Origin of the sequence: Variovorax sp. LjRoot290, assembly GCF_964253985.1 — a bacterium.
In the GTDB taxonomy this organism is placed as follows: domain Bacteria; phylum Pseudomonadota; class Gammaproteobacteria; order Burkholderiales; family Burkholderiaceae_C; genus Variovorax.
On sequence record NZ_CAXURW020000001.1, the window covers coordinates 1,207,331 to 1,222,700 of the forward strand.

Sequence of the window (15,370 nt, forward strand, 5' to 3'; positions counted from 1 at the left end):
AGCGTGGCTATACTGCGCAGGAAGGACTCCGCAGTATAACCGTGGCCACTGTCTCCGAACCCTCGCTCTTCGAGGATCTGTCGCTCTCGGCGCAGACCAACTTCGCCGAACTGGTCGAGCAGGCGCAGGCGCGCATGCTCGATCGCTCGATCGCAGATCTGAGCGGTTCCTTCAACAAGAAGGAGGTCAAGGGCGTCATCTATTGGTATTGGCAGTTCCGCGATTTGGCCGGCAGGAACCACCAGGTCTATCTCGGGCCCGACGATGAGCGCCTGCGTGAGCTCATCGGGCTGCGCTCCGAAGGCAAGTCGCATGGCCACGATGGCCTGGCCAGGCTCGCCAGCGCATGCACTTCGCTTGGCTGCCTGAACGTGACGCCCCAGCACTTCAAGGTGATCAACAGGCTCTCGGAGCATGGCTTTTTCAATGCCGGCGGCGTGCTGATCGGCACACATGCGTTCATCGCGATGGGGAACATGCTCGGCGTGCGGTGGACGGGGGGCTGGAAGACGAACGACATCGACTTCGCGCACGCGGGCAAGAATGTGTCGCTTGCCTTGCCGACGAACACCGAGTCCGACGTGCACGACGCGATCACTTCGCTTCAGATGGGCTTGCTTCCGGTGAAGTCGATCGCGAGCGGGGCTGGCGCCACCTACCTGAATTCCAAGGGTGGCGAAATGCGGATCGATCTGCTGACGACCGCCGGTAGGAGCGATGCGGTTTACCGGCACGAGCCGCTCAAGGTGAATCTCCAGCCTCTGAAGTTCATGGAATTCTCCCTGGAGAAGATCGCCCAGACAGCCGTGATCTCGGGGGAACACGCGCTGATGGTGAACATACCGTCGCCGGTGCGCTACGCGCTGCACAAGCTGGTCGTCATGGCCGAGCGCGAAGAGGCGTTCCGCACCAAGATCCAGAAGGATGCGGGGCAGGTCGCCGCCATTGTTTCGCATGCACTCGAGCGCTCCCCGTATGCGCTCGACGAGGCAGCCGAGGACATCATGGGCCGCGGCAAAGGATGGCGCAGCCGCATTGCCGAAGGCACGCGTCTGCTGGCGCAGCACCACCCGTCGATCGCGGGGCAGCTGACCATGGTGCTAGAGCTTGCCGGCGCCAGTCGGCCGCGAGCGCCGCGGCGTCAACCGCCTACCAAGGCACCGTAGGCGCGCCGCGTCGCCGGCGCCACCGCATCGAGCACCTGCGCGTAGGAGGTCTTGTGGCGCGCCAGCAGTCGTGCCGAGGCGACCGCCTTCGACCTGCAGAACCAGTGGCAGGTGTGCTGCATGAGGAAGAGCTCGGCCGACAGGGTGAAGGCCTTGCTCTTGGGCGTGCGCTGAGCGCTGTTCGCTACCGCATCGGCGATGCCCCGCGCGTGGATCGCCAGCGCCTCGCGCATGTCGAAGCTGCTGCCGGGAAACAGCGTCTGCGCGAAGGGCAGGGCGATCGGGAACTTGCTCACGCGCGCGTCGGCCGCGCCGACCTTCGAGAACTCTGCGGCGAAGCGCGTGAACTGGCCGGCAAGCGTCTGCTCGCTGGTGGCCAGCAGGCTCCAGATCTGATCGCGGCGCGCCGGGTCGTCCTCGCCGAGGCAGCGCAGGTAGCCATCGGTGAGCTGCTCCATCAGATGTTCGATCTGGTAGTTGCCGAGATGGCTGGCCAGGAGGGCGACGCGCCGTTTCTGTTCGCGGGACTTGATCAGGTAGGCACCGAAGAGGATCAGGGCCGTCAGGGTGAGAATTTCCATCGCCCGATTCTCAACGCCAGAGTCCCTCGAAGCCGTCGGGCGGCTCGAGCCGCTTGCCGCGCATCACCAGGCGCAGCGGCCCGGGCATGACGCGAATGCGCTCCGGATGGCGTTCGTCGCCGGGGTAGGCGGTGGCGCGCATGCCCTCGATCTCGAAGGTGTGCGGCCGCACGAGGCAGGGCGGGCGGCTGTCGGCGTCGGCCAGCATCGCATCGACGCTGTTGAAGCGGCCCAGGTGCGCGAGGCTCATGATCTGCGGCGCGGCCAGCACGATCTCGCCGCGCCAGTAGCTTTCGAGTGCGGCGCGCGGCCGCAGCCAGGCGCTGTGCACCGCTTCGTGCGCGTCATGTTGCGCCTCTTGCCCGGCCGGCGCCTTGGCGATGAAGAAGCGTGTGTCGAAGCGCTTGCCGGGCGACGACAGCGACAGCAGTGGCGTGACCCAGCGCGACCACGGCCGCAGCGTGCGCGTGTCCAGCCGCAGGCCGAGCCGGCCGAGCATGCCGTTGAACGAAACGCCGTCCGCCGCCAGCGCGGACGCCTGCCGCAAGGTTTCGGCGTCGAGTCCTCGCGCGAACAGCAGGCCGCATTCCTCGAAGATTTCGCGCACCGCCGCCACATGGATCGCTGTGGCGGTCGCGGTGTCGATGTCCTCCTCACACAGCAACGCGTGCAGGCGCTCTGGCGGCTGATCAAGGTGCGCGTCGATGTCGAGCCGGGCATCCGCCGGATCCACCTTGCCGCCGGGAAAGACGTAGGAACCGCCATGCACGTCCGACAGCGCATGGCGCTGGATCATGAGGACTTCGGGCCCGGCCGCGCTGTCGCGGCAGATGAGCGCGGTGGCGGCGGGCCGGATGGGCGCCGGCGGCGCATCGGGTCGCTCGGCTTGCATCTTCAGCCCTCGGCGCCTTCCACCAGGAAGCGCACCCGCCGCACGCCCTGCCACTCGTCGGCATCGAGCCGGAACGCAATCACCACGCGCGGCGGCAGCGGTTCGGTGTGGCCGAACCAGATGCCGTCCACCGGCTTGCCCTGGTGCTTGAGTTTCAGCGCCAGATGCTTCTCGCCCACCAGCCGCTGCGAGATGACCTCGACCTCTTCGCTGAAGGTCGGCGGCGCAAAGCCTTGTCCCCACACTTCGCGGTGCAAGGTGTCGACCAGATCGACGCGCAGGTATTCGGGCGCTAGCGGCCCGTCGGTGTCGAGCCGCCGCGTCAGCGCTGCGGCATCGAGCCATTCCATCGCCACCTGCGCCAGCGCGCGCTCGAAGGTCTCGAAATGTGCCTCGGCCACGGTGCAGCCCGCCGCCATCGCATGGCCGCCGAAGCGTAGCAGCACGCCCGGATGGCGCTTGGCCACCAGGTCCAGCGCATCGCGCAGATGGAAGCCCGGGATCGAACGACCCGAACCCTTGAGCTCGTGCGACTTGCCGTCGGCGGCGCTGGCCGCGAAGACGAAGGCGGGCCGGTGGAAGCGGTCCTTGAGCCGCGAGGCGACGATGCCGACCACGCCTTCATGAAAGTCCGCGCCGAACACGCTGATGGCGGCGGGCGGGGCCTGGCTGTCGTCGAACAGCGTCTCGGCCAGCATCAGCGCCTGCTCGCGCATGCCGCCCTCGATGTCGCGTCGCTCGCGGTTGATGCCGTCGAGCATGCGCGCCAGTTCGTCGGCGCGCGCCGCGTCCTCGGTCAGCAGGCACTCGATGCCCAGCGTCATGTCGGCCAGGCGTCCGGCCGCGTTGATGCGCGGCCCGAGTGCGAAGCCGAAGTCGAAGGTGGTGGCCGCCTGCGCATTGCGGCCGGCGGCCTTGAAGAGCGCGGCAATTCCTGCCGGCATGGAACCAGCGCGGATGCGGCGCAGGCCTTGCGCGACCAGGCGGCGGTTGTTGGCGTCGAGCCTGACCACGTCGGCCACGGTGCCGAGCGCAACCAGCGGCAAAAGCGCATCGAGCTTGGGTTGCGTCGCGACATCGAACACGCCGCGCGCACGCAGCTCGGAGCGCAAGGCCAGCAGCACATAGAACATCACGCCGACGCCCGCGATGCTCTTGCTTTCGAACTCGCAGCCGGGCTGGTTGGGATTCACCAGCACGTCGGCCGCGGGCAGCGCCGGGCCGGGCAGGTGGTGGTCGGTCACCAGCACCGCGAGCCCGCGCGCCTTGGCGGCGGCCACGCCCTCGACGCTCGCGATGCCGTTGTCGACTGTGATCAGCACGTCGGCGCCGCTCGCGGCCACGCGCTCGGCGATCGGCGGCGTGAGGCCGTAGCCGTCGATCACGCGGTCGGGCACCAGGTAGCTCACCTGCTTCGCGCCGAGCAGGCGCAGGCCACGCACGGCCACCGCGCAGGCCGTGGCGCCGTCGCAGTCGTAGTCGGCCACGATGCACAGGCGCTTGTCGTCGCGGATCGCATCGGCCAGGAGCACCGCGGCCTCGCGCGCGCCGCGCAGGGTGGCGGGTGCGAGCAGGCGCACGAGGCCGTCGTCGAGCTCGTCCTTGCCCTGCACGCCGCGCGCGGCATAGAGCCGTGCCAGCAAGGGATGCACGCCGGCCTGTTCGAGCGCCCAGGCGCTGCGCGGGGGGATGTCTCGGGCGACGATCTTCATCACAGCGCTTCCAGCACGGCCGGTGCGCTCTCTCGCTGGAACAAGGACTTGGCCCAGCGCGCCAGGCCGCGCTGCTGCACGCCGAAGCGCCGCGCGCCGCGGTCGCCGCACAGCGTGATCGCCACGTCGGCGCCTTCGGTGTACACGGCCAGCAGCTCGGCCACCGGGCCGGCGTCCACCTCGCCCCAGGCCGCGGTCCAGGCGGCGGCATCGTCGCGCAACGCGGGAGCACGCAGCGCGTCGGCGACAGTGGGCCGCGCGTCGCCGAAGGAAGGGGGGAGGCGGCCGGTGCCGCTGAGCCAGAAGGAATTGATCGGCGGCACGCCGCGCGCAGTGCGCTCGTCGTTCACGCGCTCGGTGTAGAGCAGCATCTGCATCTCGTTCTGCAGCCGGCGCAGCGACCGGGCACCGTCGGCGAGCGGTGACCACTGCGAAATGGGGTAGCCGATCGCGCGGTCGATCGAGGCGGTGGCCAGGCCGTCGAACACCTGGCCTTGCGCAAGCCAGCGGCCCGGCGTGGGCGTGGCGTGCAGCGCGATGCCGTCTTCCTCGAAGAAGGGGCGCGCGGCCGCGAGCAGGGCGTCGGATTCGGCCGCGTCGATCCGGATCGCGGCTGGATCACCCAGCACCACGTCGTCGATGCCCACCTGCCAGTGACACAGGGTTGCGATGCCCCAGCTGTCGCCGTCACTGGTAGGCGAGAGCCCGGCCTGTTTCGCTTCCAGCGCCGCCCACGGGATCTGCCCATCGGCGGCTTCGATGCCGAGCGCCGCGGCCAGCGCACGTTCGTGGGGTGGCGAGAGCGTGCTGTCGTCCTGCGTGTCTTCGTGCACCAGCGCCAAGCGCGAGAGCAGCGATTCCAGCTTCGGCAGACGCAGGCCCGTCAGTGCTTCGCGGCAGGCCGGCGAGCTGCGGCCGGCAAAGGGAATCAGCAAATGGCGCGAAGTAGGCGATGGAGGCATGGGCCTATTGTCCGGGATGCCACAATCCGAGCGATGAACGACCCCCACGCTCTGCACGCCGTGTCATCGCTGCCCCCCGAGGGGGCGCAGGTCTCTCTTGGGGCGGCCCGGCGAGATACCTGATGCGACTCCCCTACGAACTGCAGCTCGGCTGGCGCTACACGCGCGCGGGCCGGGCGACGCGGCGCAACGGCTTCATCTCCTTCATCTCCGGCGTCTCGATGTTCGGCATCGCGCTGGGCGTGGCGGCGTTGATCATCGTGCTCTCCGTGATGAACGGCTTCCAGAAGGAAGTGACCGACCGCATGCTCGGCGTGATCTCGCACATCGAGATCTTTTCGCGCGACGGCCAGGCACTGGCCGACATCGATGCGATCGCCGCGGCGGCACGCAAGAACCCCAACGTCGTCGGCGTCGCGCCTTTCATCGCCGCGCAGGCGCTGATCGCGCGCGGCGAGGACATGAAAGGCACGCTGGTGCGCGGCATCGAGCCTTCGCTGGAGCCGCAGGTGACCGACATCTCCACCACCGCGCAACACGGTGCACTGGCGAAGCTGGTGCCGGGCGAATTCGGCATCGTGCTCGGCGTCGAGCTGGCGCGCTCGCTCTTCGTGCGCGTGGGCGACCAGGTCACGCTGATCGCGCCCGGCGGCCAGGTCACGCCGGCCGGCGTGGTGCCGCGCCTGAAGCAGTTCACCGTGGTCGGCACCTTCGATTCGGGCCACTACGAATACGACTCGGCGCTCGCGATGATCCACGAGCAGGACGCGGCCCGCGTGTTCCGGCTCGAAGGGCCGAGCGGCCTGCGCCTCAAGCTCAAGGACCTGCACCAGGCGCGCGAGGTGGCCGATCAGCTGGCCGTCACGCTGCCCGGCGAATTCCTGATCCGCGACTGGACGCGCCAGAACAAGACCTGGTTCGCGGCCGTGCAGGTCGAGAAACGCATGATGTTCATCATCCTCACGCTGATCGTCGCGGTCGCGGCCTTCAACCTGGTCTCGACCTTGGTGATGACGGTGACCGACAAGCGTGCCGACATCGCGATCCTGCGCACGCTGGGCTCGAGCCCGCGCAGCATCATGGGCATCTTCGTCGTGCAGGGCGCGATGGTGGGCGTGATCGGCACGCTCGGCGGGCTGCTGCTGGGCCTGGGCATCGCCTACAACATCGACGTCATCGTGCCGGCGCTGGAGCGGCTCTTCAACGCGCGCTTCCTGCCGCAGGACATCTACCTCATCAGCAAGATGCCGAGCGATCCGCAGCGCGGCGACATCATGCCGATCGCGCTGATCTCGCTTGCGCTGTCCTTCGTGGCCACGCTCTACCCGAGCTGGCGCGCCAGCCGCGTCAACCCTGCGGAGGCCTTGCGCTATGAATAAGCGGGCCCCCACGCTCGGCACTGACGTGTCTTCGCTGCCCCCCGAGGGGGCTGCCATCGGCTTGGGGCGGCCCGGCGCCGATGGGGTCGTCCTGCAAATCAGAGGCCTCACCAAGCGCTTCCACGAAGGCCGCATCGATCTCACCGTGCTGCACGGCGTCGACCTCGACGTGCGCGCTGGCGAGACGCTCGCCATCGTCGGCGCCTCGGGTTCGGGCAAGAGCACGCTGCTGCACCTGATGGGCGGGCTCGATGCGCCCACGGCCGGCAGCGTGGAATTGCACGGCAAGAACATCGCGCATGTCGATGCGGCCGAGCAGGGCCGGCTGCGCAATGCGCACCTGGGTTTCGTCTACCAGTTCCACCACCTGCTGCCGGAGTTCAGCGCGCTCGACAACGTCGCGATGCCGCTGAAGATCCGCCGTACCGAGCCGCAGGCCGCGGCACGGGCCGCGAACCTGATGCTGGCCGCCGTGGGACTGGCCGAACGCACCCACCACCGGCCGGCCGAGCTTTCGGGCGGCGAGCGACAGCGTGTTGCCATTGCGCGCGCGCTCGTGACCCAGCCCGACTGCGTGCTGGCCGACGAGCCCACCGGCAACCTCGACCGCAACACGGCCGACAGCGTGTTCGCGCTGATGCTGCAGCTCGCGCACGAGCGCCGCACGGCCTTCGTCGTGGTCACGCACGACGAGAGTCTGGCCAAGCGCTGCGACCGGGTGCTGCGACTCACCGCGGGCCGTCTCGCAGGCTGAGCTGCGGCCGCTTGCCAAAGCCGGGCGCGGTCACCACACTGGGGCTTCGTTCGACAGCGCAAGGAGCCCCATGGAAACCCCGGACCTCCCGCCTTCCACCACGCTCGAGCAGCGCAGCTCGTACCTGGAAGAGAAGGCCTTCAAATCGCGCACGCTACTGATCTTCGGCGCCATCACGGACCAGTCGGCCGCCGACGTGGCGCGCCGGCTCATCGCCCTCGACGCCGACAGCCAGGAACCCATCGACATCCTGGTCAGCTCGCCGGGTGGGCACCTGGAGTCGGGCGATACCATCCACGACCTCGTGCGCTTCATCAGCGCGCCGGTGAACATGATCGGCACCGGCTGGGTCGGCAGCGCCGCCACGCACCTCTACCTGGCGGTGCCGCGCGAGCGGCGTTTCTGCCTGCCCAATACGCGCTTCCTCATTCACCAGCCGAGCGGCGGCGCGGGCGGGCCGGCCAGCGACATTGCCATCCACGCACGCGAGATCCTGCGAGCTCGCACGCGCGTCGCCCAGGCGATTGCGCGCGAGACCGGCAAGCCGCTGGACGCCGTGCTCGCCGACATCGAGCGCGACCGATGGCTGTCGGCGGAGGAGGCGATCGACTACGGGCTGGTGTCGCGCATCATCCAGCGCAAGAGCGAGCTGCGCCCCTAGGCGCGCAGCTGCCGGCTTACTTCGGCTTGTAGGCCACCACGTCGATCTCGACCTTGGCGTCGACCATCAGGCGCGCCTCGGTGGTCGAGCGCGCGGGCCGGCCGGCACCGAAATAGCCCATGTAGACGCGATTGAAGGCACCGAAATCGCGCGCGTCCTGCAGCCACACGGTGGTCTTGCAGACGTCGTCGAGCGTCGCGCCGGCCAGCGCGAGCACCGACTTGATGTTCTCCATGACCTGCCGGGTCTGAGCCTCGATGCCGCCGACCACGATCTCGCCGTTCGCATCGGCGGGCACCTGTCCCGACACATAGATGAAGTCGCCCGCGCGCACGGCCGGGGAGAAGGGGCGGACCTGGTTGTCCGAGGCCTTGGGGGATGCACCGAGGTATTCGAGCGGCATGAAAAGCTCCTGGGTTGAGTGTGGATTGAAATTCTATTTCAGTAAAAATCCTGAAACATAGGGTTTACACCCGTGATTTGGCATGTTTGATGCTTCAAAGTCCGGCCGAAGAGAAAATATTTTTCACATCATCCGACCCACGAAGGAGTTTCACATGCAGACCCCCGGCCTCTCGAAGCGCAGCCTGCTCGGCGCGTTCCTCGTCAGTTTGCTGTTCGCCGTGGCGCCGGCCCAGGCCCAGGGACCGCGCAATTTCGCGACCCTTGCCATGGTGGCCGAGCCGCAGACGCTGGACCCGATGGCCTCCACCGCCGACCTGGTCGGCACGATCATGCAGCACGTCTACGAGCCGCTCTACACCTTCGATGCGAAGTGGAACGTGGTGCCGATGCTGGCCGAATCGATGCCGAAGATCTCGGCCGACGGCAAGGCCTACGCCATCACCCTGCGCAAGGGCGTAATGCTGCACAACGGCCGCGAACTGAACGCCGACGATGTGGTCGCGAGCCTGCAGCGCTGGATCGAGCAGTCACCGCGCGGCAAGGCGGTGGGCAAGGAGCTCGAGAGCCTCAAGGCCAAGGGCCCGCTGGGCGTCGAGCTGGTGCTCAAGGCGCCCTACGCGCCGCTGCTCGCCCAGCTGGCGCTGCCCAGCGGCATGGCCGCGATCATGGCCAAGGACTCGATCGCGCAGCCGCTGAAGGATTTTGTCGGCACCGGTCCCTACAAGTTCAAGGAGCGCCGGCCCGACCAGTACGTGCTGCTCACGCGCTTCGACAAGTACAGCGCTCGCAAGGAGCCCGCGAGTGGCTACGGCGGCAAGCGCGAGGCGGCGATCGAGGAACTTCGCTTCGTGCCGGTGCCCAATGCCAACACGCGCGTCGAAGGCGCGCTGGCCGGCCAGTACGACTTTGCCGACCTGCTGCCGGTGGAAGCCCTGGCGCGCCTCGAGAAGGCCAGCGGCAAGACGCTGCCGATCATGACGCCGTCCTTCGGCTTCCCCTACCTCGTCTTCAACACCAAGGAAGGCGTGGCCGCCAGCCAGCCGCTGCGCCAGGCGATCCAGGTCGCGCTCGGCGAGGGCGAGATGCTCGCGGCCGGCTTCGGCGACACGCGCTTCTTCGTCGCCGAAGGCAATCACTTCCCCAAGGGCTCGCCCTTCTATGCCACGGGCGGCATCGATCTCTACAACCAGCGCAATGCGCCCAAGGCGAAGGAGGCCGCTGCCAAGGCCGGCTACAAGGGCGAGCCGATCCGCGTGCTGACCAGCCGCCAGTACGACTTCCACTACAACATGGCGCTCTTGATGGCCGAGCAGCTCAAGCGCGCCGGCTTCAAGGTCGATCTCAACGTGGTCGACTGGGCCACTCTGGTGCAGCGCCGCAACGACCCGAAGCTGTGGGACGTCTACGTCACGCATTCGGGCCAGTTCCCCGAGCCGATGCTCTCGCCGCCGCAGCTCGGCGACGGCGCGCCGGGCTGGTGGGATTCGCCAGCCAAGAAGGCCGCGCTGTCCGCCTTCAATGTCGAGAGCGATCCCGCCAAGCGCGGCGCGCTGTGGGGCAAGGTGCAGCAGGTGGTCTACGACGAGGTGCCTTACGTGAACGTCGGCAAGTTCAACGGGCTGTCGGCCAAGAGCCCGGCGCTGGACAACTACCAGCCGGCCACCTGGCCGTATTTCTGGAATACGCGCATCAAGTAACCCCACCCCGTTCGGGCTGAGCTTGTCGAAGCCGTCGTCGCACGTGCAAGCCCTTCGACAAGCTCAGGGCGAACGGTCGGAGAACTGAATGGTCCGCTATCTCTCGTCCCGCCTCGCGGGCATGCTGGTCGTGCTCGCCATCGTGGCGGTGCTGGTCTTCATCCTCACGCGCGCCGCCTCGGGCGATCCGGTCTCGGTGCTGCTCGGTGACCAGGCCACCGCCGCCGACATCGCGCGCGTGCAGAAGGAATACGGCCTCGACAAGCCGCTGCCGGTGCAGTTCGGCTACTGGCTGCGCGAAGTGCTGCAGGGCAACCTGGGCCAGTCGATCTTTCTGCAGCGGCCGGTCACGCAGGCGCTCATGGAGCGCGCGGAGCCGACCACGCTGCTGGCGCTGATGGCGGTGGCGATCGCGGCGCTGATCGGGCTGCCCTGCGGCATCGTCTCGGCGGTGTTCCGCGGGCGCGTGGTCGACCAGGTGTTCACCGGCATCGCGATGCTCGGCGCCAGCATCCCGAGCTTCTGGCTCGGCATCGTGCTGATCCAGCTCTTCGCGGTCTCGCTCGGCTGGTTCCCGGTTTCGGGCTACGGCGCGCCCGACGCGCCGCTGGCCGAGCGCCTGCATGCGCTGATCCTGCCGGCCGCGGTGCTGGGGCTCTTGAACTCGGCGTTGATCATCCGCTTCACGCGCGCCTCGATGCTCGACGTGCTGGGCGAGGACTATGTGCGCACGGCGCGTTCCAAGGGCCTGGCGGAAAGCACGGTGGTGCTCAAGCATGCGCTGCGCAACGCGCTGGTGCCGATCGTCACCGTGCTGGGGCTCACCATCGCGCTGATGATCGGCGGCGCCGTCGTCACCGAGACGGTGTTCGGCCTGCCCGGCGTCGGCAACCTGGTGGTGAACGCGGTGCTGCGGCGCGACTATCCGGTGATCCAGGGAGCCTTGCTCGTGATCGCTGCGATCTACGTGCTCATCAACTTCTCGATCGACTTGTTGTACGCCGTGGTCGACCCGCGCGTGAAGATCTGAATCATGCAAATGCCTCGAATGCTCCGCCAGCTGATGCACCGCCGCATCGTGATGGTCTCGGCCCTGGTGCTGCTGGTGATCGCGGTGCTCGCGCTCGGCGCGCCATGGTTCGCCTCGGTCGACCCCAACGACACGGCCGTGCTCGACCGCCTCAAGCCGCCGAGCGCCGCGCACCTGATGGGTACCGACGAGCTGGGGCGCGACATGTACTCGCGCATCGTCCACGGCGCGCGCTATTCGCTCGCGATCGCGGCGCTGACGGCGCTGGGCTCGGTGATCGCGGGCACCCTCCTGGGCCTGGTGGCCGGCTTCTTCCGCCGGCTCGATGCGCCGCTGATGCGCGTGGTCGACGCGATGATGTCCTTCCCCGACATCCTGCTCGCGATCGCGCTGGTCGCCATCCTCGGCGCCTCGCTGGGCAACGTGGTGCTGGCGCTGGTGCTGGTCTACACGCCGCGCGTCGCGCGCGTGGTGCGCGCCTCCACGCTGGTGGTGCGCGAGCTGCTCTTCGTCGAAGCCGTGCGCGCCTTGGGCGTGCGCACCTCGCGCATCCTGTGGCGCCACATCCTGCCCAACCTGATGTCGCCGATCCTGGTGCAGGTGTCCTTCATCTTCGCCTACGCCATCCTGGCGGAGGCGGGCCTGTCCTTCCTCGGCGTCGGCGTGCCGCCCGAGATCCCGACCTGGGGCACCATGGTCGCGGGCAGCCAGCAGTATGCGGACCGGGCCTTCTGGGTCGTGCTGTTTCCGGGGTTGGCGATCATCTTCACCGCGCTCTCGCTGCAGTTGCTGGGCGACGGCGTGCGCGACCTGCTGGACCCCAAGCTCAAGAAGGCAACGTGATGACGATGCACGCAACTCCACGTCTCGCGGTACGCAATCTCGGCACCTCCTTCCCCACCGAAGACGGTCTCGTGCGTTCGGTGGCCGAGGTGAGCTTCTCGATCCAGCCCGGTAAGACCACCGCGCTGGTCGGCGAGTCGGGCTCGGGCAAGTCGGTCACCAGCTTGACGCTGATGCGTCTCTTGCCCAAGACCGCCAACGCACAGGTGAGCGGCGAGACCGTCTTCGCCACGCGCGACGGCCGCATGGTCGACCTGCTCACGATCGGGGACCGCGACATGCGGCGCCTGCGCGGCAACGAGCTCGCGATGATCTTCCAGGAGCCGATGACCAGCCTGAACCCGGTCTTCACCATCGGCGAGCAGATCGCCGAGAGCGTGCGCCTGCACAAGGGGCTGGACCGCAAGGCCGCGCTCGCGCATGCGCTGCGCATGCTGGAGCTGGTCGAGATCCCGGCCGCGGCGCGGCGCCTGCATGAATACCCGCACCAGCTCTCGGGCGGCATGCGCCAGCGCGTGATGATCGCGCTGGCCATGGCTTGCGACCCGACGCTCTTGATCGCCGACGAGCCCACCACCGCGCTCGACGTCACGATCCAGGCGCAGATCCTCGAGCTGATGCGCCGGCTGCAGGCCGAGACCGGCATGAGCATCCTGTTCATCACCCACAACCTCGGCGTGGTGGCGCACCATGCCGACGACGTGGTCGTGATGTATGCGGGTCGCGTGGTCGAGAGCGCACCGGTGCGGCCGCTGTTCGCCACGCCCGAGCATCCCTACACGCAGGGCCTGCTGGCCTGTCTGCCCGGCAAGGCGCACCTGCGCGGAGGGGCCAAGCCCAAGCGGCTATTCGCGATTCGCGGCCAGGTGTCGAGCCCGCTGGCGCCGCCGCCGGGCTGCGCCTTCGAGCCGCGCTGCGACTATGCGGTGGAGGCCTGCCGGCAGGTGATGCCCCCGCTGATCGATACCCATGAAGATCGCCAGGCACGGTGCATTCGCGTGCCGGCGATGCAAAGCCTGGCGAGGGCTGCATGAACGCTCCATTGATCGAGGTCCGAGGCCTCAAGAAATACTTCGGCAGCGGCGAGCGCCCGGTGCGCGCGGTCGACGACGTTTCCTTCGCGATCCGCGCCGGCGAAACGCTGGGCCTGGTCGGCGAATCGGGCTCCGGCAAGAGCACCATCGGCCGCACGCTGCTGCGCCTGGTCGAGCGAACGGAGGGCGAGGTGCTCTACCGCGGCGACGACATCGGCAAGCTCTCTTCCGGGCCGCTGCGAAAGCTGCGCAGCAAGCTGCAGATCATCTTCCAGGACCCGTACGCGAGCCTCAACCCGAAGATGCGCATCAGCGCCATCCTCGGCGAGGCGCTGGCCACGCACGGGCTGCACAAGGGCGCCGCTGCACGCGACAAGCGCATCGCCGAACTGCTCGAAACCGTGGGCCTGCGCCCCGAGCATGCAAGCCGCTTTCCGCACGAGTTCTCGGGCGGCCAGCGGCAGCGCATCGGCGTGGCGCGCGCGCTCGCCGTCGAGCCCGAGTTCATCGTCGCCGACGAGCCGCTGTCGGCGCTGGACGTGTCGATCCAGTCGCAGGTGATCAACCTGCTGGCCGATCTGCGCGAACGCCTGTCGCTGACGATGCTATTCATCTCGCACGACCTGGACGTGGTGGAATACCTGTGCGACCGCGTGGTCGTGCTTTACCTCGGCAAGGTGATGGAAGTGGCGACCACCAGCGAACTCTTCGAGCGCCCGCAGCATCCCTACACGCGAGCCCTGTTGGCCGCGAGCCCGAAGCCCGATCCGCTGCTGCCCAACGAACACGTCGCGCTGAAGGGCGACATCCCGAGCCCGGTCGCGCCGCCGTCCGGCTGCGTGTTCCGCACGCGCTGTCCGCATGCCGTCGAGGCCTGCGCCCAGACCGTGCCGCCGCTGGACGAACTCGCACCGGGCCATTTTTCCGCCTGCATCCGCAAAGAGCTGATTTCCCTATGACCACCGAACACGACGACTTCATCGATCCGCTGCTCAACACCGGCTTCAAGGGCTACCCGCGCACCCAGCCGCCGAAGCGCCGCAGCGAGATCGGCAAGGCCGGCTGGCATGTGCTGGCCGGCGACCTGCCGCTGCCGCTGGCCGTGCTCAAGCGCGAGGCGCTGGAACACAACCTCCAGTGGATGCAGGCGCGCGTGCGCCAGTGGGGCATCGACCTCGCGCCGCACGGCAAGACCACCATGTCGCCGCAGCTCTTCAAGCGCCAGCTCGACGCCGGCGCCTGGGGCCTCACTTTCGCGACGGTGACGCAGCTCGCCGTCGGCGTGGCCGCCGGCGCGCGGCGCACGCTGATCGCCAACCAGGTGGTGAACGACGAAGACCTGGCCGGCATCCAGCTGCTGCTGCATGCGCACATCGACCTGCGCGTCGTGTTTCTGGTCGATTCGCCGGCGCAGCTTGCGCTGATCGAGGACTGGACAGTGCGCCACCCGGAGCACCTGCCTTTCGAGGTGATGCTCGAAATCGGCGTCGACGGCGCGCGCACCGGCTGCCGCACGCACGAGGAAGCGGTCACGCTCGCCACCCGCCTGCACGAGAGCGACGCCGTCAAGCTCGCCGGCATCGAATGCTACGAAGGGCAGGGCGCCACCGGCGAGAGCGGGCCCGACACGACCTATGCGAACACGCTGATGGACCGCGTCGAGGCCGTGGCCCGCCATTGCGACGTCAACGGCCTGTTCGACACCGAGGAAGTGCTGGTCTCGGCCGGCGGCTCCGCGATCTTCGACCTGGTGGCCGGCCGACTGAAGCCGGCGCTCCAGGCCCGCGTGCGCGGCCTGCTGCGCTCGGGCTGCTACGTGACACACGACCACGGCTTCTACCAGCGCATGCTGAGTGCCGTGGACGAACGGTTGGGCTGCGACTGCGGCGAGAGCCTGCGCCCTGCGATGGAGGTGTGGGCCACGGTGCAGTCGCGCCCCGAACCGAAGCTCGCGATCCTCGCGGTCGGCAAGCGCGACATCTCCTTCGACCTTTCGCTGCCGGTGCCGATCGCGCGCGCCGCGCGCGGCAGCCTGGTGCCCGCCGCGGTGCCGCCGGGCTGGAAGATCACGGCGCTGAACGACCAGCATGCCTACCTGCGCTGGGACGATGCCGAGGAGCCGCAGGCGCCCGCGGTCGGCGAGCGCGTCGGCCTCGGCATCTCGCACCCCTGCACCACCTTCGACAAGTGGCACTGGATGCCGGTGGTCGAAGAGGACTACCGCATCAGCGATGCGGTGGCCATGCACTTCTGA

15 protein-coding genes are annotated in these 15,370 nt (G+C 68.5%); 10 read left to right on the forward strand and 5 right to left on the reverse strand.

Annotated elements, in window-relative coordinates; translation table 11 throughout:
- The first annotated feature begins 134 nt into the window (after window positions 1–134).
- Window positions 135–1,166 (forward strand): GSU2403 family nucleotidyltransferase fold protein, encoded by a 1,032-nt coding sequence (locus ACSQ9A_RS06120; RefSeq protein WP_436303022.1) that lies wholly within the window; start codon window positions 135–137, stop codon window positions 1,164–1,166.
- On the opposite strand, the gene ACSQ9A_RS06125 is transcribed toward ACSQ9A_RS06120, so the two are convergent.
- From ACSQ9A_RS06125 to ACSQ9A_RS06140, 4 genes are read right to left on the reverse strand one after another with little or no spacing between them, the layout of a single operon-like run.
- Entirely contained in the window at window positions 1,142–1,747 is a 606-nt protein-coding gene (locus tag ACSQ9A_RS06125) for a hypothetical protein (RefSeq protein WP_436303023.1), read from the reverse strand. The genes ACSQ9A_RS06120 and ACSQ9A_RS06125 overlap by 25 nt on opposite strands.
- Before the next feature lie 10 nt (window positions 1,748–1,757).
- Window positions 1,758–2,639 (reverse strand): NUDIX hydrolase, encoded by an 882-nt coding sequence (locus ACSQ9A_RS06130; protein WP_436303024.1) that lies wholly within the window; start codon window positions 2,637–2,639, stop codon window positions 1,758–1,760.
- 2 nt (window positions 2,640–2,641) lie between these two features.
- A complete protein-coding gene (gene recJ, locus ACSQ9A_RS06135; RefSeq protein WP_436303025.1) occupies window positions 2,642–4,351 on the reverse strand; it encodes a single-stranded-DNA-specific exonuclease RecJ in 1,710 nt (569 codons plus the stop codon).
- Window positions 4,351–5,313: a hypothetical protein gene (locus ACSQ9A_RS06140; RefSeq protein ID WP_436303026.1), complete on the reverse strand. Its 963-nt coding sequence runs from the start codon at window positions 5,311–5,313 to the stop codon at window positions 4,351–4,353. Before ACSQ9A_RS06140 ends, recJ begins: the two co-directional genes overlap by 1 nt.
- Window positions 5,314–5,435: 122 nt before the next feature.
- On the opposite strand from ACSQ9A_RS06140, the gene ACSQ9A_RS06145 reads away from it, so the two are divergent.
- The 3 genes from ACSQ9A_RS06145 (at window position 5,436) to ACSQ9A_RS06155 (ending at window position 8,107) form a co-directional block, all read left to right on the forward strand.
- The gene (locus tag ACSQ9A_RS06145) at window positions 5,436–6,692 is read left to right on the forward strand and encodes a lipoprotein-releasing ABC transporter permease subunit (protein ID WP_093108986.1); all 1,257 of its coding nucleotides are present in this window, start codon (window positions 5,436–5,438) and stop codon (window positions 6,690–6,692) included.
- Window positions 6,685–7,446, forward strand: coding sequence for a lipoprotein-releasing ABC transporter ATP-binding protein LolD (gene lolD / locus ACSQ9A_RS06150; protein WP_436303027.1), 762 nt, complete (start codon window positions 6,685–6,687; stop codon window positions 7,444–7,446). Before ACSQ9A_RS06145 ends, lolD begins: the two co-directional genes overlap by 8 nt.
- A 70-nt stretch (window positions 7,447–7,516) precedes the next feature.
- On the forward strand, window positions 7,517–8,107 hold the full coding sequence (locus tag ACSQ9A_RS06155) for an ATP-dependent Clp protease proteolytic subunit (protein WP_436303028.1): 591 nt from the start codon (window positions 7,517–7,519) through the stop codon (window positions 8,105–8,107).
- Window positions 8,108–8,123: 16 nt separating this feature from the next.
- On the opposite strand, the gene ACSQ9A_RS06160 is transcribed toward ACSQ9A_RS06155, so the two are convergent.
- Entirely contained in the window at window positions 8,124–8,510 is a 387-nt protein-coding gene (locus ACSQ9A_RS06160) for a RidA family protein (protein WP_093108983.1), read from the reverse strand.
- Between the two features lie 154 nt (window positions 8,511–8,664).
- On the opposite strand from ACSQ9A_RS06160, the gene ACSQ9A_RS06165 reads away from it, so the two are divergent.
- The 6 genes from ACSQ9A_RS06165 (at window position 8,665) to ACSQ9A_RS06190 (ending at window position 15,370) form a co-directional block, all read left to right on the forward strand.
- Entirely contained in the window at window positions 8,665–10,209 is a 1,545-nt protein-coding gene (locus tag ACSQ9A_RS06165) for an ABC transporter substrate-binding protein (protein WP_436303029.1), read from the forward strand.
- A gap of 88 nt (window positions 10,210–10,297) precedes the next feature.
- Complete coding sequence (locus ACSQ9A_RS06170; protein ID WP_093108981.1) at window positions 10,298–11,239, forward strand: ABC transporter permease; 942 nt, start codon at window positions 10,298–10,300, stop codon at window positions 11,237–11,239.
- 3 nt (window positions 11,240–11,242) lie between these two features.
- Window positions 11,243–12,082, forward strand: a complete 840-nt coding sequence (locus tag ACSQ9A_RS06175; protein WP_436303030.1) for an ABC transporter permease — start codon at window positions 11,243–11,245, stop codon at window positions 12,080–12,082.
- Window positions 12,082–13,116, forward strand: a complete 1,035-nt coding sequence (locus tag ACSQ9A_RS06180) for an ABC transporter ATP-binding protein (protein WP_436303031.1) — start codon at window positions 12,082–12,084, stop codon at window positions 13,114–13,116. Before ACSQ9A_RS06175 ends, ACSQ9A_RS06180 begins: the two co-directional genes overlap by 1 nt.
- Window positions 13,113–14,075 carry an ABC transporter ATP-binding protein gene (locus tag ACSQ9A_RS06185; RefSeq protein WP_436303032.1) on the forward strand — a complete coding sequence of 321 codons (963 nt, stop codon included), beginning with the start codon at window positions 13,113–13,115 and terminating at the stop codon, window positions 14,073–14,075. Before ACSQ9A_RS06180 ends, ACSQ9A_RS06185 begins: the two co-directional genes overlap by 4 nt.
- Entirely contained in the window at window positions 14,072–15,370 is a 1,299-nt protein-coding gene (locus ACSQ9A_RS06190) for an amino acid deaminase (protein ID WP_436303033.1), read from the forward strand. The genes ACSQ9A_RS06185 and ACSQ9A_RS06190 overlap by 4 nt, the downstream gene beginning before the upstream one ends.